At 60.3% G+C, this 20,453-nt stretch carries 17 protein-coding genes; 7 read left to right on the forward strand and 10 right to left on the reverse strand.

Annotated elements, in window-relative coordinates; genetic code table 11:
• Positions 1 to 26: 26 nt before the first annotated feature.
• The 3 genes from K7H94_RS12675 to K7H94_RS12685 all read right to left on the reverse strand — a co-directional run bounded on the left by K7H94_RS12675 (position 27) and on the right by K7H94_RS12685 (position 4,443).
• Entirely contained in the window at positions 27 to 2,468 is a 2,442-nt protein-coding gene (locus K7H94_RS12675; protein WP_222951145.1) for a DUF3772 domain-containing protein, read from the reverse strand.
• Between the two features lie 224 nt (positions 2,469 to 2,692).
• Complete coding sequence (pbpG, locus tag K7H94_RS12680; protein WP_104187136.1) at positions 2,693 to 3,631, reverse strand: D-alanyl-D-alanine endopeptidase; 939 nt, start codon at positions 3,629 to 3,631, stop codon at positions 2,693 to 2,695.
• 224 nt (positions 3,632 to 3,855) lie between these two features.
• A complete protein-coding gene (locus tag K7H94_RS12685; RefSeq protein WP_021508475.1) occupies positions 3,856 to 4,443 on the reverse strand; it encodes a Yip1 family protein in 588 nt (195 codons plus the stop codon).
• Positions 4,444 to 4,607: 164 nt separating this feature from the next.
• On the opposite strand from K7H94_RS12685, the gene K7H94_RS12690 reads away from it, so the two are divergent.
• On the forward strand, positions 4,608 to 5,183 hold the full coding sequence (locus K7H94_RS12690) for a DedA family protein (RefSeq protein WP_021508476.1): 576 nt from the start codon (positions 4,608 to 4,610) through the stop codon (positions 5,181 to 5,183).
• On the opposite strand, the gene K7H94_RS12695 is transcribed toward K7H94_RS12690, so the two are convergent.
• On the reverse strand, positions 5,180 to 5,959 hold the full coding sequence (locus K7H94_RS12695; protein ID WP_222951146.1) for an SDR family oxidoreductase: 780 nt from the start codon (positions 5,957 to 5,959) through the stop codon (positions 5,180 to 5,182). The genes K7H94_RS12690 and K7H94_RS12695 overlap by 4 nt on opposite strands.
• 118 nt (positions 5,960 to 6,077) lie before the next feature.
• Here K7H94_RS12695 and K7H94_RS12700 point away from each other — a divergent pair, with 118 nt between their 5' ends.
• Together K7H94_RS12700 and K7H94_RS12705 are read left to right on the forward strand one after the other, a co-directional pair.
• A complete protein-coding gene (locus tag K7H94_RS12700; protein ID WP_021508478.1) occupies positions 6,078 to 7,892 on the forward strand; it encodes a glycoside hydrolase family 15 protein in 1,815 nt (604 codons plus the stop codon).
• 199 nt (positions 7,893 to 8,091) lie between these two features.
• Positions 8,092 to 9,204 carry a L,D-transpeptidase family protein gene (locus tag K7H94_RS12705; RefSeq protein WP_058775308.1) on the forward strand — a complete coding sequence of 371 codons (1,113 nt, stop codon included), beginning with the start codon at positions 8,092 to 8,094 and terminating at the stop codon, positions 9,202 to 9,204.
• A 98-nt stretch (positions 9,205 to 9,302) separates the two neighbouring features.
• Here K7H94_RS12705 and K7H94_RS12710 read toward each other — a convergent pair whose 3' ends face one another.
• Positions 9,303 to 10,328, reverse strand: coding sequence for a transporter (locus K7H94_RS12710; protein WP_088516317.1), 1,026 nt, complete (start codon positions 10,326 to 10,328; stop codon positions 9,303 to 9,305).
• Between the two features lie 165 nt (positions 10,329 to 10,493).
• Here K7H94_RS12710 and K7H94_RS12715 point away from each other — a divergent pair, with 165 nt between their 5' ends.
• Positions 10,494 to 12,101 (forward strand): inorganic phosphate transporter, encoded by a 1,608-nt coding sequence (locus K7H94_RS12715; RefSeq protein WP_215800269.1) that lies wholly within the window; start codon positions 10,494 to 10,496, stop codon positions 12,099 to 12,101.
• Here the strand turns inward: K7H94_RS12715 and K7H94_RS12720 are convergent.
• The 4 genes from K7H94_RS12720 to K7H94_RS12735 form a co-directional block, all read right to left on the reverse strand.
• Positions 12,085 to 13,284 carry an MFS transporter gene (locus K7H94_RS12720; protein ID WP_222951147.1) on the reverse strand — a complete coding sequence of 400 codons (1,200 nt, stop codon included), beginning with the start codon at positions 13,282 to 13,284 and terminating at the stop codon, positions 12,085 to 12,087. The genes K7H94_RS12715 and K7H94_RS12720 overlap by 17 nt on opposite strands.
• Before the next feature lie 174 nt (positions 13,285 to 13,458).
• On the reverse strand, positions 13,459 to 14,421 hold the full coding sequence (gene dusC / locus K7H94_RS12725) for a tRNA dihydrouridine(16) synthase DusC (RefSeq protein ID WP_222951148.1): 963 nt from the start codon (positions 14,419 to 14,421) through the stop codon (positions 13,459 to 13,461).
• A 4-nt stretch (positions 14,422 to 14,425) separates the two neighbouring features.
• Positions 14,426 to 15,832 (reverse strand): ATP-dependent RNA helicase RhlE, encoded by a 1,407-nt coding sequence (gene rhlE / locus K7H94_RS12730; RefSeq protein WP_021508484.1) that lies wholly within the window; start codon positions 15,830 to 15,832, stop codon positions 14,426 to 14,428.
• 239 nt (positions 15,833 to 16,071) lie between these two features.
• Positions 16,072 to 16,464, reverse strand: a complete 393-nt coding sequence (locus K7H94_RS12735; RefSeq protein WP_021508485.1) for a YbhQ family protein — start codon at positions 16,462 to 16,464, stop codon at positions 16,072 to 16,074.
• A gap of 176 nt (positions 16,465 to 16,640) precedes the next feature.
• On the opposite strand from K7H94_RS12735, the gene K7H94_RS12740 reads away from it, so the two are divergent.
• Genes K7H94_RS12740 through K7H94_RS12750 form a run of 3 tightly spaced genes read left to right on the forward strand, consistent with a single transcriptional unit; the run spans position 16,641 to position 19,608 of the window.
• Positions 16,641 to 17,402: an endonuclease/exonuclease/phosphatase family protein gene (locus tag K7H94_RS12740; protein ID WP_021508486.1), complete on the forward strand. Its 762-nt coding sequence runs from the start codon at positions 16,641 to 16,643 to the stop codon at positions 17,400 to 17,402.
• A complete protein-coding gene (clsB, locus tag K7H94_RS12745) occupies positions 17,399 to 18,643 on the forward strand; it encodes a cardiolipin synthase ClsB (protein WP_222951149.1) in 1,245 nt (414 codons plus the stop codon). The genes K7H94_RS12740 and clsB overlap by 4 nt, the downstream gene beginning before the upstream one ends.
• Positions 18,643 to 19,608, forward strand: a complete 966-nt coding sequence (locus K7H94_RS12750; RefSeq protein ID WP_021508488.1) for a lysylphosphatidylglycerol synthase domain-containing protein — start codon at positions 18,643 to 18,645, stop codon at positions 19,606 to 19,608. Before clsB ends, K7H94_RS12750 begins: the two co-directional genes overlap by 1 nt.
• 136 nt (positions 19,609 to 19,744) lie before the next feature.
• Here the strand turns inward: K7H94_RS12750 and K7H94_RS12755 are convergent, their stop codons facing one another.
• Complete coding sequence (locus tag K7H94_RS12755; protein ID WP_021508489.1) at positions 19,745 to 20,452, reverse strand: Bax inhibitor-1/YccA family protein; 708 nt, start codon at positions 20,450 to 20,452, stop codon at positions 19,745 to 19,747.
• Between the last annotated feature and the right edge of the window lies 1 nt (position 20,453).

A 20,453-nucleotide genomic window follows, 5' to 3' on the forward strand; every position in this document is an offset into this window, starting at 1 on the left:
AATTGCGCCGCTACGGTCTCATGCCATTATGGCAACGCTTCACCTTCATTCTGCGTCGCCGGCAGCGCGCGGCGTTCGATGATCATGGTCTGCGGCGTCGACAGCACGATGCCCTCTTTGCGCAGGCGCGTCAGGATATCGAACAGCAAATCGCTTTTCGCACCGGAAATCTGGCGCTGGCTGGCGACGTTGCCGGTCACGCTCAGCACAATGCCGGCCGGCGTCAAATCTTTAAACGAAACCGACGGCTCCGGCGTTTCGAGAATACGCTCGTTCTCGCGATACACGTCCAGCAACAGTTCGCGCACCTGCACCGGATCGATATCCAGCGGGAAGGTCAGCTGAATCGTCACCACGCCCTGCGCATTGCCCATGGTGGCGTTGCGCACGTTCTGCGAAATCAGCTGCGAGTTCGGCACGATCACCGTGGATTTATCGCCCAGCTGAATCTCAGTCGCACGCACGTTAATACGGCGAATATCCCCTTCGATGCCACTGATGCTCACCAGATCGCCGACCTTCACCGGACGCTCGGTCAGCAGGATCAGACCGGAGATAAAGTTCTTCACAATCTCCTGTAAGCCGAAACCGATCCCCACCGACAGGGCGCTGACGATCCACGCCAGCTTGTTCCACTGCAGCCCCATAATCGACAGCGTCAGCAGGATAATCAGCACGTAGCCGATATTGCTGAACAGCGTCACCAGCGACACGCGCATGCCGATGTCCATGGTGGTCTTCGGCAGGAACTCTTTGTCCAGCCAGCGCCGCACCGAGCGCAGCACGTAGATACCCACCACCAGACACAGAATGGCGTTCACCATGTGCGCCGGCACAATGTTGAGCGACTCCAGCCCTTTGCCACCCCAGAACTCAATGACTTTCTGGATCAGCTCAATCGGCGTGGACGAGGCAAACGTGCCGTTGAGCAGCGCCAGCGCAACAAACGCCACCAGCAGGGTTTTCCCCACGGCGCTGAGCAGCGTTGCCGCCTGCTGCAGATAGCGCTCGTCAATATTCAGTGAGGTCTGCAACCGCTTGCCGGTCGCGTTGTTGGTGGAGAACAGGCTTTCACAACCGTCGTTGATCAGATGACTGAGGAAGTAGAACGAGCCAAACAGGATGCCGCACCAGATCACTTCATAGCTGAGGAAGCGCGCCAGCGTGACGTAGCCAACAATCAGCGAAACCAGAATCGCCACGGCGGTGACCGTCAGCGCCAGCTGCACCAGGCCGACGATGGTGGGACGCGCTTCCGGCGGATTGCCGGCCTGCGCCATGCGACGACGCACGCGATTGGTGCGCATGCTGATCGCCAGCCCGGTGCTGCCAATCAGCAGCGCCGTCAGGCCGTTAGCAAAAATGGTGGTGTTCAGGCTGGTGCCGACCGTGTAGTTAAACGACTCGGCGGTCTGGAAGATAAACACCAGCGCGGCGGTAATCGGCGGGAACGGCTTCAGCGCCAGCGCCACTTCACTGGAGATGCCCGGCAGACGCCAGCTCGGGCGGCGCGTTGACAGAAATGCGCGGCCGAGACCGGCGATCAGTCCGCAGTAAACGCTAAGCTGCACCAGACGGCTGATAAAATCCTGCACGTCGCTGGACACTTCATCGCGCCGCACAAACGCCAGCGAGAGAAAGTTAAAGGTCAGCACCACGGCCGCCAGCGTAGTCAGCGCAATCGCCGCGGCGAGGAAGCTGCGGCGCAGCCGCCCTTCCGGCAGTTTGTGAATGCTGACCCACGCCAGAAACTCTTCGCTGTAACGCCGGCCCAGCGTCATCACCAGCAGTGCCGCCAGCAGCCAGCCGACCGTGCCCACGCGCCAGCCCGGCTCCCACGACAGCGCGGCGGTATCCTGCAGCTCGCTGATAAAATCGCCAATTTTTTCGCCATCCAGGTCCTGACGGCTGAACAGCGGTGACCAGAAGCGTGGCCCTAAAATACTGCCGGAGTTGAGCGCCAGCTGGCTTTTCAGCTGATCGCGCCGCAGGTTGACGATCTGCGAGGACAGCACCAGCGCCCCGTTTTTGATGCCGTCGGCCTGCTTGATCTGATCATCCAGCTTGCCCTTCTGATTCTCCAGCGCGGCGCGTTTGCGCGTCACTTCCGGCGTCTCTTTCACGCCGCTGTCCGCCTTCGGCGCCGGGCCGAGCACCGCCAGCTGCGCATCCAGCTGCTGACGCTGCGGAATCAGCGCCTGGCCGAGGGTTTCCGCATTACCTGACAGCTCCAGCGCCATCTCATTGAGCTGGTTGAGCTGGTTTTCGTTGGTATCGCCAGACACCTGGCCCTTAATTTTGTCGAGGATCTTCTGCATCTTCGGCAGTTCAACCGCCGGATTGATCTTCGGTGCCGCGTCTTCTTCCTGCTGCGCGGGCGCGGCGTTGTCATCCGCATAGCTGAGCGCCGGCGTGAATAACACCAGTAGCAGCAGGAACGGGGTAAACAGAGAACGAAACTTGAACATATGAGTGAGATTCCAGCGCAATAACAGCCTATAAACGCAAGGTTGACCGTGAATGGTCGCCAGTGTAGGACTTTGCCGTCAGGGAAACTATAGGAATGGTGGCGTAAAACATTGGTGCTAACGATAAGAAATTTTGTTCATTTAAGCGCCGTTGATCGTCAGTCACGCGCCACCCCGGCACACGGCGCACTCCCTTGCGCCGCTACGCTAAGTAACGGGTTGCGTTACTCTACATCCGCACTGCTGGCAAGCTGCGACGCTTTCTGCTTTTTGTACGCCAGCGCGGCCGCCGGCACCGGCGCCGCCTTGCCGGTTTCCAGCCAGTCGCGCAGGCGGTTGGCATCGGCAAAGTGGGTATATTTGCCAAACGCATCCAGCACCACCAGCGCCACCGGGCGGTTATTAATCATGGTACGCATTATCAGGCAGTGACCGGCCTCGTCGGTGTAACCAGTTTTGGTCAGCTGGATGCGCCAGTCATTTTTGTACACCAGATGGTTAGTATTGCGGAACGGCAGCGCGTAGCTGGGGTGTTTAAACACCGCCGTCTCCTCTTTGGTGGTGCTCAGCTGACCAATCAGCGGATACTGGCGCGTGGCCCGGAGCAGCTTCACCAGATCTTCCGCACTGGAGACGTTGTGCAGCGACAAACCGGTCGGCTCCACATAGTGGGTGTGCGTCATGCCGAGCGCGCGCGCTTTGGCGTTCATGGCGCGGATAAAGGCATCGTAACCGCCGGGATAGTGATGCGCCAGGCTTGCCGCCGCGCGGTTTTCTGAGGACATCAGCGCCAGCAGCAGCATGTTGCGGCGGCTGATTTCACTGTTGAGCTTCACGCGCGAGAATACGCCGCGCATTTCGGGCGTCTGGCTGATATCCACCGACAGCATTTCGTCCATCGGCAGTCGGGCATCCAGTACCACCATCGCGGTCATCACTTTGGTGATCGACGCGATAGGCCGCACCCGGTCCGGATGGCTGGAAAACAGCACTTTATTATTATCGAGATCGACAATCAGCGCACTGCCGGAGGCGATTTGCGGCTGGGCAATCGGCGCCAGATCGGACAGTTTTGCTGCGGCGGCGAGCGCCGGAGTCATCACAGCTGGCGCGGCGACAAACAGCGCCAGCGACAGCAAAGAAATACGCATTTTTACAGACATCGTGTCAAAAAAATCCGGTGAGGAGGTTTGCGCTGTGTTGTAACACAGGCCGCCGGCGTCAGGCCTGATGCGACGCGGGCTGGCTGCGCTATCATACGCGCTCGTCTGCGAAATTTCTTAGAGAGATTGTTTCCGGGCGTTAAAAAAGGCGGGCATAACAGTCGCTGCCAGGCGCAGCGGGATCAGTCAGGTCGCCATGGCTGACGACCTGACCCTTATCACGGTCAGAACAAGCGTGGTCCGTAACCCCACAGAATCACCGTCAGCGCCAGCAGCACCTCAAACACCAGCACGCCAATCGCCAGCGTCGAGCCGGAGAAGCGCAGGCTCTCTTCACGGTCAATGTTAAGGAATACCGGGATGCCGACGTACAGCAGATAGCCGGTGTACATCAGCGCTAACGCTCCGGCCAGTACGCACAGCCACACCAGCGGATAGAGCGCCACCAGCCCGCTGATGAACAGCGGCGTTGCCACATAGCCGGCAAACACGGTGCAGCGCTGGATGCTGGGACGCTGCGGATAGTCGCGCGCCATCCAGTGAATGACGCGGCCCATCACCGCCACACCGCCTAAGATGATCAGGTAAAACAGAATGCCGAGACCAATACCGGTCAGCATGTTGAGTTGCACGAACTGCCCTTCGCCCAGGTTCCAGCCCAATTGCGTGGTGCCGATAAAGGCGCAGATCACCGGGATCGCCGCCATCAGCAGAACGTGATGGGTGTAGTGGTGCGAAACGCTCTCGTTTTCCTGCTTGATATCACGCATCTCCTGATTGGGATGCGCCAGAAGACCCCAGACATGATTCATACAATCACTCCTCTGATGCGACGGGCTGCCCCAGCGATCAGGCTGTCCAATGCAGGCAGCTTCAGTTCAAGTATAATCGGCGCGGCTGTTTTTGCGGCCAGCGGCACAAAAAAAGCCGCAGCCAGCTAGACTGTTAGCTGTATCGCTTACCCAGGGAGGAGCAATTGCACATCGATATCAATGGATTAATCACCCAGTACGGTTACCTGGCGCTGCTGATTGGCTGCATTGCCGAAGGGGAAACCTTTACCCTGCTGGGCGGCGTCGCGGCGCACGAGGGCCTGCTGCACTTCAGCGGCGTGGTGCTGGCGGCGATGGGCGGCGGCATTATTGGCGATCAGCTGCTGTTCTGGCTTGGCCGTCGCTATGGCACGCGCATTCTGCGGCGCTTCCGCAAACATCAGGACACCATTAAAAAAGCTAACCGGCTGATTCAGAAGCACCCCAGCCTGTTTGTGATTGGCGTGCGCTTCATGTACGGCTTTCGCCTGATTGGACCGATTATTATTGGCACCAGCCGCCTTAAGCCGCTGCGCTTTTTCGTGCTTAACGTCATTGGCGCCGCGCTGTGGGCGCTGATTTTTGTCACCCTCGGCTACTTCGCCGGTGAAATTATTACGCCGTGGCTGCACAAGCTTGATCAGCACCTCAAGCACTTCATCTGGCTGGCGGCGGCAATTGTGTTCGGCATCGTGCTGCGCTTTGTGATTCGCCGCTGGAACCGCCGCCGCGCCGGTTAACTGTGGTAACCCTTGAACTGCGGGTTGGCCAGCATGAAGCCGCCGTCGACCACGAATGACTGCCCGGTGGTGTAAGTGGCCCATTCCGAGCACAGCCACGCCACCAGACTGGCGATTTCGCGCGTATCGCCAGGGCGGCCAATCGGGATTTCCGGCATGCGCTGGCTGTGCGCCTCGCTGTTGCTCATGTCATTCATCGGCGTGGCGATAGCGCCCGGCGCCACGGCATTCACCAGAATGTGGTGCGGCAACAGGCTCAGCGCCATCGATTTGGTCAGCCCGCCAAGCGCATGTTTGGCTGCGGTATAGGCAGCGGCATCCGGCAGCGGCGTATGCTCATGCACCGAGGTGATGTTGATGATGCGCCCGCCGTCGCCCTGATCCACCATATGACGCGCGGCAATCTGTCCGCAGACAAAGGCGCCGTCTACGTCAACGGTAAAGACTTTGCGCCAGTCCTCAAAGGTCACATCGAGAAAATCGGCTTTGGTCATCACGCCGGCATTATTTACCAGCACATCAATGCGGCCCAGCGAATTGATCAGCTGCGCCAGCTGCTGCCCGCCAGCCTGCGGATCGGACAGATCGAGCTGCCGCACCTGGGCCAGCTGGCCTTTACTCTCCACCAGCCGCGCGGTCTCCTGCGCGCCCTCTTCATCCGAGCGCCAGGTAATGCCGACGGTGTAGCCGGCCTCGGCCAGCATCACGGCGCAGCTGCGTCCAATCCCCGAATCTGAAGCGGTCACTACGGCGACTTTCTGTTTGCCCAGTGTCATAACGTTCTCCTGCCTGATGGGTGTCTTCACAGTATAGAAGTTATCGTTCTGTGCCACGTCGCAGCCGATTCTGCCGTTTCGTCTATAGTTAACAATCGGATAGCGTTCAGGAGGCAGGATGAGCAAGATTAAACGCAGAATTGACGACCACGGCGTCATCGGTGATTTACGCACCTGTGCCCTGATCGCGAACGACGGCACCATTGATTATCTTTGCTGGCCTGAACTTGACAGCCCCTCCGTGTTTGCCGCCCTGCTCGACAGCGACGAAGCCGGCCTGTTTTCGCTGGCACCGCAGTGGCAAAACGCGCGCCAGCAGCAGCTCTACCTGCCCGATACCAACATTCTGCAAACCCGCTGGCTTGATGAGGCCGGCGTGGCGGAAATCACCGATTACATGCCGATCTGCGACGAGCGCAGCAAAGTGCCGCGCCTGGTGCGGCGGGTAAAAATGATCCGCGGCACCGCCACCTTTGATCTGCGCTGCGCGCCGCGCCACGACTATGCCCGTGCCGAAACGCGCACGGAGACGCGCCCAGGCGGTATCGCCTTTGTCGCCGAAGGCCAGCCGTCGCTGCGCCTGAGCGCCACGGTGGTGATGACGCGCGAACCGGACAGCGCGGTGGCGCAGTTTACCCTGCAGGCCGGTGAGCACGCCGAATTTGTGTTTGGCAACGATGACGATCCGCAGGTGCAGCATATCGCGACCGAGCGCTGCTTTCGCGATACCGTGGATTACTGGCGGCGCTGGAGCAGCCACAGCTCCTATCGCGGTCGCTGGCGCGAGATGGTGACGCGCTCGGCGCTGGCGCTCAAGCTGCTCACCTCGCACCAGCACGGCTCGATTGCGGCAGCCGCCACCTTTGGCCTGCCGGAAGAGCTGGGCGGCGAGCGTAACTGGGATTACCGCGCCTCGTGGATTCGCGATGCCTCGTTCAGCATGTACGCGCTGATGCGGCTCGGCTATGTGGAAGAAGCGCGTGACTTCACCCATTGGGTCGGCCGCTGCGTTGAGCACAGCCACGACGATACGCCGCATTTGCAGGTGATGTACCGTCTTGACAGCGGCACCGAGCTGCACGAGACCGAACTGCTCAACCTCTCCGGTTACGCCAACTCGCGCCCGGTGCGCATCGGCAATGATGCCTGGCGTCAGACGCAGCTGGATATTTATGGCGAGCTGATGGATGCGGTCTACCTTGCCAATAAATACGGCGAAGCCATCTCGCAGCGCGGCTGGCGCCATGTGTCCAGCATGATTGACTACGTCTGCGTTAACTGGAACCAGCCGGACGCCGGTATCTGGGAGATGCGCGGCGAGCCGGAGCACTTTCTGCATTCGCGCCTGATGTGCTGGGTGGCGCTGGACCGCGCACTGCGGCTGGGCATGAAGCGTTCGCTGCCGATGCCATACGATCGCTGGGACCGGGTGCGCAGCGAGATCCGCGACGACATCTGGCAGAACTTCTGGAACGATGAACTCGGCCACTTCACCGCCACGCGCGGCGGTAAATACCTGGATGCGTCGATGCTGCTGATGCCGCTGGTGCGCTTTGTCAGCTCGACCGATCCGGAGTGGATCGCCACGCTGGATGCGATTAAAACCCATCTGGTGAGCGACGGTTTAGTGCGGCGTTATAACATCAGTGAGACGCCCGCCGATGCGCTGACCGGTGGCGAGGGCGCGTTTGCCGCCTGTTCGTTCTGGTATGTGGAGTGTCTGGCGCGCGCCGGGCGGGTGCATGAGGCGCACTTCGAGTTTGAAAAGCTGCTGAGCTACGCCAATCCGCTGGGATTGTACGCCGAGGAGTTTACCTCGCACGGCAACGCGCTGGGCAACATGCCGCAGGCGCTGACCCATCTGGCGTTGATCAGTGCCGCGTTTTTCCTCAACCGTAAACTGAGCGGCGAAGTGACGCTGTGGCAACCGTAAGAAAATTCACATTTTGGGCGGCGTGGCAAAGAGAATAGTCTGTGAAACGCCGCGTTTTGCGTAAAGTATCTTCAACCAGCGAAAATCCTGATTCCCATCATTGCGCCTATGCACATATAATGCGCAGCGGGTTATTCTGACCCTGATGGGTTCGACACACTGACAAGCCATGAAAATGGCCATAACGACTTGTAAAAACATGAAAAAAAGCATTCGCGCGTTCGCTTCACTCGCCCTCGTACTGGCGGCGTTCAGCCAGTCGGCCTTTGCAGTCGTCTATCCGCTGCCTCCAGCGAATAGCCGCCTGATTGGCGAAAATATTGAAATCACCGTGCCAGACGACAGCAAACTGCCGCTGGAAGCGTTTGCGGCGCAGTACCAGATGGGCCTCAGCAACATGCTGGAAGCCAATCCGGGCGTGGACGTTTACCTGCCGAAAGCAGGCACTAAAATGGTGATCCCGCAGCAGCTGATTCTGCCTGACGCACCGCGTGAAGGCATCGTGATCAACAGCGCCGAGATGCGTCTGTATTACTACCCGAAAGGCACCAAAACTGTCGTGGTGCTGCCGATCGGTATCGGCGAGCTGGGTAAAGATACGCCGGTTAACTGGACCACCGCGGTTGAGCGCAAGAAGAATGGCCCAACCTGGACGCCAACCAAAGCGATGCACGCAGAGTACGCGGCGCGCGGCGAGAGCATCCCGGCCGTGTTCCCGGCAGGTCCGGATAACCCGATGGGCCTGTACGCGCTGTACATTGGCCGTCTGTATGCGATTCACGGCACCAACGCCAACTTTGGTATCGGCCTGCGCGTGAGCCACGGCTGCGTGCGTCTGCGTGCGGACGACATCAAATGGCTGTTCGACAACGTGCCAGTGGGTACGCGCGTCCAGTTCATTGACCAGCCGGTAAAAGCCACCGTTGAGCCAGACGGTTCGCGCTACATCGAGGTTCACAACCCGCTGTCGACCACCGAAGAGCAGTTCAACTCACGTGAACTGGTGCCAATCAGCCTGACGTCCGCCGTGACCAAAGTGGTGGCCGATGCCAGCACCAATCAGGATGCCGTGAACAACGCCATCCAGGCACGTACCGGTATGCCGACCAAAATCAACGGTCAGCCGGGCGAAGCCCAGCCTGCGCCGGTGATGGTACAAGAGTCTTCTGACGCGATGCCGAAAGAAGAGCCGATGACGCCGCAGGGTGCCACCGCCGTCGCGCCACAGGCCGATGCGCAGCAGCCCGCTGAAGCCGCCCCGGTTGAGCAGGCCGCGCCGGCACAGCCTGCCAGCAACGGCAACAGCCTGTAAGGGTTCGCTGTCGATGATCAAGCCAGCCGCAGGGCTGGCTTTTTTATTGCCCGATCGCCGGGGTCATTGTGCGGTTGTATCGCGGTGCCGTTGCGCACTCAATCGTGCGGTCGGCGTAACGCCAGCCAGCCCGCCACCAGAGTAAACACCAGCACCACCAGCACTAACAGCAGAAAGCCGTGCGGATTGTTCGCCAGCGGAATGCCGCCCACGTTCATGCCAAAAAAACCGGCTACGATATTGATGGGCAGCGCCAGCACGGTGATTGAGGTGAGCAAAAACAGCGTTCGGTTGCTCTGCTCCATCAGGCGGGCAGCGATCTCCTCCTGCAGCAGGCGAATGCGTTCCATCAGGCTGGCAAGATCGTTAAGCGCTACACTGAACTCCTCGGTGAAAATCCGCAGCTCGCTGAGCGGTTCCCGGTTGAGCCAGTTTGGCGGCCGGTTAAGCAGGCGAAACAGCGCGGCCGGCTCCGGCGCCAGCAGCCGCTGGACGCGCAGCAGCATGCGGCGCAGATGGCCCAGCTCGCTGCGGTTGGCTTTGATCGCCGCGCTCAGCAGCCGCTCTTCTATCGCATCCACCGCCTGGCTGGAGCGCCGCACCACCTGCTCCAGCTGCGCTTCCTGTTCGCCGAGCAGCCACAGCAGCATCGCATCCGGCGCGCTGAAGCACAGCCGATCAATCTGCTGATGCATACGTTCAATCATGCCAACCGGGCGATAGCGCGCGCTGACCATCACCTGCGGCCGGCACCAGATCCACAGCGTCGCATTTTGCGTGCTGCGCTCCTCTTTACTGAAGGTGACGTCATTCAGCACCGCCAGCAGCGCATCGTTTTGCTGCGCCAGCCGGGTGCGCGGCGAGGCCGAATGAATCTCATCGAAAAAATCGTCATCTACGCTGAAGTGGTCCTGAACCCAGCGCTCGGCGCGGGCATGATTCAGGTTAATGTGCAGCCAGAGAAAGCAGCCGTCGGGTAAGGTGTGCCGCGCCAGCTGCGCGGCCTCGCGGGCGTTGAGCCGCTGTGGCGGCGCATCCGGGTTGAACAGGTAACCGTGAATCAGTCCGGCGACGTCGTTGTTGAAGTCGGGCAGCGAGGCAAGCGGCAGGACAGGCTGGAGCATAGCGGCGTGAAGATCCCAGAGCGGTCAGATCCATAGCCTGCGACAGGTCTGTTACAGCATGATGACAGCCCGCGCTGGCATCATCATTCTGTCATACAAAACCCGTATCACACTGCAGTTAACGGGTGCCATTCGTGCATCGTTAATTCACCCCGGGGGTGTGTTATGGCTGAAAACAGTTTCCCTGCATCATCGTCCGCCCGCGGACGGCCCAATCTGCACCCGCGCAGCGGTCGCGCGTCGCGCGTGCTCTTTCTGCTGCTGCTGGTGGCCGGGCTGCTCTTTACCGGCATCAACCTGTTTAACGACGTAGAAGAGACCGGCGCGGTCGTCACCAGCTATACGCCGTTCCTGCTGCTCGGCGTGGCGCTGCTGATTGCGCTCGGCTTCGAGTTTGTTAATGGCTTCCACGATACCGCCAACGCCGTCGCCACGGTGATCTACACCCACTCGCTGTCGCCGGGCGTGGCGGTGGTGTGGTCCGGCTTGTGTAATTTCCTTGGCGTACTGCTCTCGAGCGGCGTGGTGGCGTTTGGCATTATTTCGCTGCTCCCGGTGGAGCTGATTCTGCAGGCGGGCAGCGGTCACGGCTTTGCTATGGTGTACGCGCTGCTGTGCTCGGCGATTGTCTGGAACCTCGGCACCTGGTATTTCGGCCTGCCCTCTTCCTCTTCGCACACGCTGATCGGCTCGATTATTGGCGTGGGCGTGGCGAATGCGCTGCTGCACGGCCGCAGCGGCACCAGCGGCGTCGACTGGGATCAGGCCATCAAGGTCGGTTACGCCCTGCTGCTGTCGCCAGTGATTGGCTTCATCTGCGCCGCCGTGCTGCTGCTGGCCATGAAGGCATTGGTACGCAATCGCCAGCTGTATCAGGCGCCGGAAGGTAATCAGCCGCCGCCAGCGTGGATTCGTGGCCTGCTGATCCTCACCTGTACCGGCGTCTCGTTTGCTCACGGCTCGAACGACGGCCAGAAAGGCATGGGGCTGATTATGCTGATCCTGGTCGGTACTATGCCGATCGCCTATGCGCTCAACCGCTCGCTGCCGCCGGAGCAAATTCCGCGCGTAGCGGCGTTAACCCAGGTCACCGAACAGCAGCTGCTGACGCTGCAGCCGCCGCCCGCCGCAATGCCGGCAGCGCGTGAGGTGCTGACGGAATATGTGCGCACCAGCCAGAACCGGCCGCAGGTGCTGCCGGCGCTCGGTATGATGCTCGGCGATATCGGCGAACAGATTCGCCAGTACGGTTCGGTAGAAAATATCCCGGCGCAGGCGGTCACCAACACGCGCAACGATATGTATCTCGCTTCGGAAACCATCAAGCATCTGCAATCGGCCAACGTCGCGCTGCCGGAAGAGACGGCGCGCAACCTGACGGCGGTGAAGCACGAGCTGGACGCGGCTACGCGCTTTATCCCGATGTGGGTCAAAGTGGTGGTGGCGATTGCGCTGGGTCTCGGCACCATGGTCGGCTGGCGCCGGATTGTGGTTACGGTGGGTGAGCGCATCGGCAAAACCCATCTCACCTATGCGCAGGGTGCCAGTGCGGAGCTGGTGGCGATGGCCACCATTGGCGCAGCCGATGCCTTTGGTTTACCGGTGTCGACCACCCATGTGCTGTCGTCCGGCGTGGCCGGTACCATGGCGGCCAACCGATCCGGCCTGCAGCTCGCCACCCTGCGTAATCTGGCGCTGGCGTGGGTGCTGACGCTGCCGGTATCGGTGCTGCTGTCAGGGCTGCTGTATGCGCTGTTTATTCATCTGGCCTGATAGGCTCTGAAGACTGCTGGTGCAGGCGCAGCGTAATCAGGAACGCGCCCAGCACCATCAGTGCTGCCGCCAGATACACCGACTGCATGCCCCAGTGGCCGATTAACAGCCCCGCCACCGGTCCGGTCAACCCCAGCCCCAGATCGAGAAACGCCGAATAGGTACCGAGCGCCGATCCCTGATCCTGCTGCTGTACCCGCTTCACCGCTTCCACGCCCAGCGCCGGGAACACCAGTGAGAAACCGCCGCCGGTGAGGAAGGCGCCAATATCCACCAGCCAGCTGGTGTCCGCCTGCCAGATCAGCAGCAGACCGGCGCCCTCCAGCACGAAGGAGATCAGCGAGACCTGCAGCCCGCCGAAGCGCGTGATATAGCGCCCGCACGCCAGCCGCACCAGCACGAAGCCGAGGCTGAACAGCGTCAGCGCGAACGCCGCGCCGCTCCAGTCGCGACTGGCGAAATAGAGGGTAATGAAGGTGGAGATCACGCCAAAGCCGATGGTGCCAAATCCCAGCGCCAGGCCAAACAGCCAGACGCGGCTGACCACGCGATGAAACGGAATGCGCACGCCGGCGCTGACGCTGACCGCCGGCTTGCCGGAGGCCATCCAGAAGCCGATCGCCCCCATCAGAGCGACCAGGCCAGCAAAGCCGCTGATGCCAAAAATCTGATTCAGCAGCACGCCCAGCGGCGCACCAATCGCCATGGCAAAGTAAGTCGCCACGCCGTTCCACGAAATGACCCGCGCGGTTTGCCGCGGGCCAACGATGTTCATGCCCCACAGCGTCGAGCCGGTACTGCTGAAGCTTTCCCCGACGCCGAGAAACAGCCGCCCCAGCGCCAGCAGCGTCAGGCTCAGCAGCGGCGCACCGCTGCACAGCGCGGCAATGATCGACAGCACGCCGCTCATGCCGCAGCACACCAGCCCCATCATCACCACGCGTTTCGGGCCGTAGCGATCGGCCAGCCGGCCAGAGTGCGGGCGACTGAGCAGCGTGGCGAAATATTGCAGACTGATGATCAGCCCGGCGATAAACGAGCTGAAGCCCAGCTGGTTATGCACAAACCCCGGCAGCACCGCCAGCGGCAACCCGACGGACAGGTAGCAAAAGAAGGTGAAAACGATGACGGAGAGGATGCGTTTATTTAACTGAGCATTACTCAGTACAGCGGCGTCAGACATGGAAGATGGCGTCAGAAACGTGGTGAAAGCGAAGGTTCACTATACCGGTTAGCAGACTAAGGATCGCGGCTTTTTTTGTTATAAAACATGGCGGCAGCGCACACTCTCGTGTGGTGATCGCTGGCTTGCCCGTTAACGCGGCGGACCTGACGGTTCAGGTACCACCGCTCAGGTTCAGATGCAGGACACCTGGGCCATGCGTGCGGCATGGCGTTCGATGGCGCTGGCGATCTCGGCGGAGACACGCAGCGTGCGGATCTCGCTGAACAGGCCGTCGGCCTCATGGTAGGCTTTGCGCAGATAGCCCAGCCACTGCTTGATGCGCGCAACGTGGTAGTTGCCGGTATCACCCTGCTTTTCCAGCTGGGTGTAGCGCAGCAGCAACTCAACCACCTGCGACCACGGCATCGGGGCTTCGTTGTATTTCACCACGCGCCCCAGGTTAGGCACATTGAGCGCGCCGCGCCCGAGCATGACCGCGTCGCAGCCGGTAATGCGCAGGCAATCCTGCGCATCCTGCCAGTTCCAGATTTCGCCGTTGGCGATCACCGGAATTGTCAGACGCTGGCGAATCTCACCAATCGCCTGCCAGTTGATGCTCTCTGCACGATAGCCGTCCTCTTTGGTCCGGCCATGCACCACCAGCTCGCTGGCACCGGCCTGCTGCACCGCATCGGCGATCTCGAAACGCCGCGCGCCCGAGTCCCAGCCGAGCCGCACTTTCACCGTGACCGGCAGATGAGCGGGCACCGCCTCGCGCATTGCTCTGGCACCGCGATAGATCAGCTCCGGATCTTTCAGCAGCGTCGCACCGCCGCCGCTGCCGTTCACCAGCTTCGACGGGCAGCCGCAGTTGAGGTCAACGCCCCACGAACCCAGCTCCACCGCGCGTGCGGCGTTTTCTGCCAGCCACTCAGGATACTGGCCCAGCAGCTGCATGCGCACGCACGTACCGGAGGGCGTCCGGCTGTGATGGTGCAGTTCCGGACACAAACGATAGAAGGATTTTACCGGCAGCAGCTGATCTACCACGCGTAAAAACTCAGTGACGCACAGGTCATAGTCATTCACGCCGGAGAGCAGTTCACGTACCAGCGAATCCAGTACGCCTTCCATGGGCGCCAGTAAAACCCGCATACCGTTACGCGTTCCCGTTGCTCTTCGCTGCCGGACGACGTGAGCGCGCCGGTTTACCCGCGTTGCCAGCCGCCGGGCCGTTGTTGCCCGGACGACGCGGTGCACGCGCCTCGCCCTGTGGACGCGCGCCGCCGTTACCGGCGCTGGCACGCTGACCATTGCCACCGCTGCGGCTGCGCGGTGCGTCAGCACCCTGCCCCGGCGCGCGGCCCTGGCCACGTCCGCGTGGCTGCTGCTGACGGCCATTCTGAATCGGCTCCGCCTTGATGCTCGGATCCGGCTCAAAGCCCGGCAGCGCAATGCGCGGAATTTCCCGCTTCAGCAGGCGCTCGATATCACGCAGCAGCTTGTGCTCGTCCACGCACACCAGCGACAGCGCAGCACCGGTGGCCGCGGCACGACCGGTACGGCCAATGCGGTGCACGTAATCTTCTGCCACGTTCGGCAGCTCGTAATTGACCACGTGCGGCAGCTCTTCGATATCCAGACCGCGCGCGGCAATATCCGTCGCCACCAGCACGCGAATGCCGCCGGTTTTGAAGTCGGCCAGCGCACGGGTACGCGCGCCCTGGCTCTTGTTGCCGTGGATCGCGGCGGCAGTGATGCCATCTTTGTTGAGCTGCTCAGCGAGATGGTTAGCACCGTGCTTGGTGCGGGTGAACACCAGCACCTGCTGCCAGTTGTCGCGACCAATCATCAGCGACAGCAGTTCCCGTTTGCGCTTCTTATCGACAAAATGCACCTGCTGCGACACCTGCTCGGAAGCGGTGTTGCGGCGTGCCACTTCCACCTGTTCCGGGTTGGTGAGCAGTTTTTCCGCCAGCGCTTTGATCTCGTCCGAGAAGGTGGCAGAGAACAGCAGGTTCTGCCGTTTGGCCGGCAGTTTTGCCAGCACGCGGCGAATGTCATGGATGAAGCCCATGTCGAGCATACGATCCGCTTCGTCCAGCACCAGGATTTCCACCTGCGACAGATCGACCGCATTCTGGTGCGCCAGATCGAGCAAACGCCCCGGCGTGGCGATCAGTACATCGACGCCGCCGCGCAGTTTCATCATCTGCGGATTAATGCTGACGCCGCCGAACACCACCAGCGAACGCATATTGAGGTACTGGCTGTATTCACGTACGTTTTCGCCAACCTGCGCTGCCAGTTCACGGGTTGGCGTGAGGATCAGCGCACGTACCGGACGGCGACCGCGCGCCGCTGCCGGTTTTTCTGACAGACGCTGCAGCAGAGGCAGCGTGAAACCGGCGGTTTTACCCGTGCCGGTCTGGGCGCTCGCCAGCAGGTCACGACCGGCCAGCACCACGGGAATCGCCTGACGCTGGATTGGCGTCGGTTCACGGTAGCCCTGTTCTGCTACCGCACGCAAAATATCGGCATTCAAGCCGAGAGAGTCAAAAGACATGCAGGTGTATTACTCCGAACCGCCCTGATCGCGCTGCGCGATGTAGTTTTCAGGGGGGATATGACGCAGCCTCAAGGCCTGCGTGTGAAAAGGGCACAAACTACCATGCGTAAGAGCGGCAGTGTAGCAGCTTTCCGCAAGAACCGCGACCAGCAAAACGTGAGGGCGATGGGCCGCTGCGCGGTAGCGCATAAAAAAGGAGCCGCAGTGGGCTCCTCTTTTCTTGCTGGCACGTCCGCTTAGCTGCGTTTTTTCTGCACGCGCTGCGGTGGCTCTTTGGCCAGCAGCGACACCAGCGCCGGGCCCACCAGCATTACCACGCCCAGACAACCAATCAGCAGATTGTTGTGGATGAAGCGTGAAATCAGGAACAGCGTCAGCATCGCCGCGCCAAAGTAGTATGTCGTCGTCACTTCTTCCAGAGAGTCACCAAAGCGGCGCAAACGGGCACTACGCTGCAGGGCCAGCATGGTGATGAACACCAGCGCATAAGCTGCCACCAGGGTACTGCTCACTTCGACCAGTGCCTTATGTTTCCAGCCCCACACCAGCGCCGCGATCACCAGCAGGTGGGTCGCAATATGCAGGCAGGTTTGACCGGTAACAATCTGAACACGATTAGACCATTTCATTCTCTTCTCCTGGCAGACCCAACAGGTCGCCCAAGTGTATCTGACCGCAGCCAGACGGATTTCCTCAATGTAAAGCAAATTTCGGATAACACCCTAATTTTCTGTCTCCAGCACCACCCATTTGTGACAAAGACTACACTTTGTTCTGTTGATGATGAAAAGGAGCGCGTCGCAGTATGCCACAAAACACGCAAGGATCTTCATTTAAAGTCCTGACGATCAATACCCATAAGGGGTTCACCAGCTTTAACCGTCGCTTTATCCTGCCGGAACTGCGCGACGCAGTGCGCGCGACCTCGGCGGATATCGTCTTTTTACAGGAGGTGATGGGCACGCACGCCATCCACTCCGCACACATTGAAAACTGGCCGGAAAATTCGCACTACGAATACCTTGCCGACACCATGTGGCACGATTTCGCTTACGGCCGCAACGCGGTCTATCCCGAGGGCCATCACGGCAACGCGATACTGTCACGCTTTCCGATCACCGAATACCAAAACCGCGATATTTCTGTCGCCGGCAGTGAGAAACGCGGCATGTTGCACTGCCAGATCAGCCTGCCGGATCGGCCGGAACCGATTCACACCTTGTGCGTGCACCTCGGCCTGAAAGAGAAGCACCGTCTGGCGCAGATGCGCATGATGTGTGAACTGATTGAGTCGCTGCCACCGGATGCGCCCCTGGTGGTGGCCGGCGATTTTAATGACTGGCAGGTACGCGCTAATCGATTTTTACAGCGCGGAGCCGGTCTGCAGGAGGTGTTTAGCATGAAAAACGGTCGCCCGGCGCGCACCTTCCCGGCGCGCTTTCCGCTGCTGCGTCTCGATCGCATCTATATCCGTAATGCGTCGGTGAGCCAGCCGTGGGCGCTGCCGGTGAAACCCTGGTCACATCTGTCCGATCATGCCCCGCTGGCCGTGGAGATCTTTCTATGAATTTCAGCTGGCGCGAAGGTAACCAGCTGCGGCTGCTGGAAAATGGCGATCAATTCTTTCCGCGCGTCTCCGGCGCGATCCAGCGCGCCCAGCGTACGCTGCTGCTGGAGACGTTTATCCTGTTTGAAGATGAGGTCGGTAAGGGGCTGCACCGCGATCTGCTGGCCGCCGCGCAGCGCGGTGTTAAGGTGGAAGTGATGGTGGATGGCTACGGCTCGCCGGATCTTTCCAGCCAGTACATTAACAGCCTGACCGAAGCAGGCGTGCGCTTTATCTATTACGATCCGCGCCCGCTGGTGATGGGCATGCGCACCAATGTGTTCCGCCGTCTGCATCGCAAAATTGTGGTGATTGATGAGGAGATTGCGTTTGTTGGCGGTATCAATTTCTCCGCCGAGCACAACACCGATTACGGGCCGGAAGCCAAGCAGGATTACGCCGTGGAGGTGAAAGGACCGGTGGTGCTGGATATCGCGCGCTATGTGCAGCAGGCGATCGGCAGCGAACAGGTAACGCGCCGCTGGTGGGGCGCGCGCTCCCAGCGCCTGGCGGTGAACGCCCTGCCCGGTGATGCGCAGGTGCTGTTTGTCTACCGCGATAACGATGAGCACCGCGATGACATCGAACAGCACTATCTCGATATGCTGCGCAAGGCGAAGCAGGATGTGATTATCGCCAACGCCTACTTCTTCCCCGGCTATCGCCTGCTGCGGGAAATGCGCAGCGCGGCCCAGCGCGGTGTGCGCGTGCGGCTGATTGTACAGGGTGAACCGGACATGCCGATTGTTAAAGTCGGCGCCGAGCTGCTGTACAACTATCTGGTGGATGCCGGCGTTGAAGTGTACGAATACTGCCGTCGCCCGCTGCATGGCAAAGTGGCGGTGCAGGATCAGCAGTGGTCAACGGTGGGTTCCAGCAACCTCGACCCGCTCAGCCTGTCGCTGAATCTCGAAGCCAACCTGATCATTCACGACCACACCTTCAACCAGACGCTGCGCGATAACCTTGAGCAGCTGCTGGCTGCGGACTGCGTGCGCGTCGATGAAGACAAGCTGCCGCCGCGCACCTGGTGGCAGCTGACCAAAAGCGTCATCGTGTTCCATTTCCTGCGCCATTTCCCGGCCATCGCCGGCTGGCTGCCTGCCCATACGCCCCATTTGTCTCAGGTCGATCCGCCGGTGCAGCCGGAAATGGAAACCCAGGACCGGGTTGAAGCCGATAACGAAGGAGCGAAACCCTGATGAGCAAAAAGAACCCGCGCTGGCAGTTAGCGAAAAAAATCCTTACCTGGCTGTTCTTCATTGCGGTGATCGTGCTGCTGGTGGTTTACGCACGCAAGGTGAACTGGGAGGACGTGTACAAGGTCATTGTCGGCTATAACCGCTACGTGGTGCTGAGCGCCGCTGCGTTAGTGGTGGTGAGCTACCTCACCTACGGTCTGTACGATTTGATTGGCCGCGCCTACTGCGGGCATAAGCTGGCGAAACGTCAGGTGATGCTGGTGTCATTCATCTGTTACGCCTTTAACCTGACACTGAGCACCTGGGTGGGCGGTGTGGCGATGCGCTATCGCCTCTATTCGCGCCTCGGCCTGCCCGGCGGCACCATCACGCGCATCTTTTCACTGAGTATTGCCACCAACTGGCTGGGCTACATTTTGCTTGGCGGCGTAGTGTTTGTCGCCGGTATGGTGCCGATTCCGCCCGGCTGGTTCATCGGCGAAGGCACGCTACGGGTGATTGGTGCGGTCCTGCTGGCGATGGTGGCGGTTTATCTGTGGGCCTGTGCTTTCGCGAAGAAGCGCCGCTGGACGGTGAAGGGCCAGCATCTGCAACTGCCCTCGCTGCGCATGGCGCTGTTTCAGTTTGCCGTTTCCTGCGCAAACTGGATGGTGATGGGCACCATTATCTGGCTGCTGCTGGCGCGTGAAGTGGATTATCCCATCGTGCTGGGGGTGCTGTTAATCAGCAGTATTGCCGGGGTGATTATTCATATTCCGGCGGGCATTGGCGTGCTGGAAGCGGTGTTCCTCGCGCTGCTCAGCGGCCAGCATGCTTCGCACGGTGAGATTATCGCCGCGCTGCTGGCTTATCGCGTGCTCTATTTTATTCTGCCGCTGCTGCTGGCACTGGTGCTGTATCTGTGGCTGGAGAGCCGCGCGAAGCATTTACGGCAGAAGAATGAGCGCAAGATGGCGGCGCGATAAGGCGTGCCAGGCGCAGGCTGGAGAACGCGTAATACATTGCGCCGCTACGGACAAGGTGAAACGGGCTGATAAGTACAGACCGTTCACCTGGCCGTAGCGGCGCGATTATTTTCACAGCCTTAATGGCTGGTTACTCTTAGCGACGGTTCCCGAAAATCCGCAGCAGCATCAGGAACAGGTTGATGAAATCGAGATACAGCGTCAGCGCGCCCATGATGGAGAAGCGGCGCAGATTCTCTTTGTCGTTAACATCAATGCCCTCACCGATGGCTTTCAGCTTCTGTGTGTCATAAGCCGTCAGGCCCACAAACACCACCACGCCGATATAGGTAATCGCCCACATCAGCGCCGGGCTTTTCAGCCAGAAATTCACCAGCGACGCCAGCAGAATGCCGATCAGCGCCATAAACAGCAGGCTGCCGAAGCGGCTCAGGTCGCGTTTGGTGGTGTAGCCGTAAAAGCTCATGGCACCAAACATGCCCGCGGTAACGAAGAAGGTACTGGCGATCGACGAGTAGGTATAAACAAGGAAAATACTCGCCATTGTCAGCCCGGTCAGCGCGGAATAGAGCATAAACAGCCCGGTCGCCACGGCGCCGCTCATGCGCTGCACCATGCCGGAAAGCACGAATACCAGCGCCAGCTGCGCGATAATCAGGCCGAAGAAGGTGATGCGATTGGCAAACACCAGTTCCATGACGGCAGGCGTGCGCGCGGCAAACCACGACACAAACGCCGTCAGCAGTAAGCCGCAGGTCATCCAGCCATACACCTGCGCCATATAGGTTTGCAGCCCGGTCGACGCCTGCTGCACGATTGAACCATTACGTGGATATCGATCCATG

The organism is Pantoea dispersa (genome assembly GCF_019890955.1).
In the GTDB taxonomy this organism is placed as follows: Bacteria; Pseudomonadota; Gammaproteobacteria; order Enterobacterales; family Enterobacteriaceae; genus Pantoea; species Pantoea dispersa.

What these genes read in the sequence shown, in the direction of transcription:
- K7H94_RS12675 (WP_222951145.1), bottom strand. Translation starts at nt 2,468, where the DNA reads ATGTTCAAGTTTCGTTCTCTGTTTACCCCGTTCCTGCTGCTACTGGTG.
- pbpG (WP_104187136.1), bottom strand. Translation starts at nt 3,631, where the DNA reads ATGTCTGTAAAAATGCGTATTTCTTTGCTGTCGCTGGCGCTGTTTGTC.
- K7H94_RS12685 (WP_021508475.1), bottom strand. Translation starts at nt 4,443, where the DNA reads ATGAATCATGTCTGGGGTCTTCTGGCGCATCCCAATCAGGAGATGCGT.
- K7H94_RS12695 (WP_222951146.1), bottom strand. Translation starts at nt 5,959, where the DNA reads ATGACACTGGGCAAACAGAAAGTCGCCGTAGTGACCGCTTCAGATTCG.
- K7H94_RS12700 (WP_021508478.1), top strand. Translation starts at nt 6,078, where the DNA reads ATGAGCAAGATTAAACGCAGAATTGACGACCACGGCGTCATCGGTGAT.
- K7H94_RS12705 (WP_058775308.1), top strand. Translation starts at nt 8,092, where the DNA reads ATGAAAAAAAGCATTCGCGCGTTCGCTTCACTCGCCCTCGTACTGGCG.
- K7H94_RS12710 (WP_088516317.1), bottom strand. Translation starts at nt 10,328, where the DNA reads ATGCTCCAGCCTGTCCTGCCGCTTGCCTCGCTGCCCGACTTCAACAAC.
- K7H94_RS12715 (WP_215800269.1), top strand. Translation starts at nt 10,494, where the DNA reads ATGGCTGAAAACAGTTTCCCTGCATCATCGTCCGCCCGCGGACGGCCC.
- K7H94_RS12720 (WP_222951147.1), bottom strand. Translation starts at nt 13,284, where the DNA reads ATGTCTGACGCCGCTGTACTGAGTAATGCTCAGTTAAATAAACGCATC.
- dusC (WP_222951148.1), bottom strand. Translation starts at nt 14,421, where the DNA reads ATGCGGGTTTTACTGGCGCCCATGGAAGGCGTACTGGATTCGCTGGTA.
- rhlE (WP_021508484.1), bottom strand. Translation starts at nt 15,832, where the DNA reads ATGTCTTTTGACTCTCTCGGCTTGAATGCCGATATTTTGCGTGCGGTA.
- K7H94_RS12735 (WP_021508485.1), bottom strand. Translation starts at nt 16,464, where the DNA reads ATGAAATGGTCTAATCGTGTTCAGATTGTTACCGGTCAAACCTGCCTG.
- K7H94_RS12740 (WP_021508486.1), top strand. Translation starts at nt 16,641, where the DNA reads ATGCCACAAAACACGCAAGGATCTTCATTTAAAGTCCTGACGATCAAT.
- clsB (WP_222951149.1), top strand. Translation starts at nt 17,399, where the DNA reads ATGAATTTCAGCTGGCGCGAAGGTAACCAGCTGCGGCTGCTGGAAAAT.
- K7H94_RS12750 (WP_021508488.1), top strand. Translation starts at nt 18,643, where the DNA reads ATGAGCAAAAAGAACCCGCGCTGGCAGTTAGCGAAAAAAATCCTTACC.
- K7H94_RS12755 (WP_021508489.1), bottom strand. Translation starts at nt 20,452, where the DNA reads ATGGATCGATATCCACGTAATGGTTCAATCGTGCAGCAGGCGTCGACC.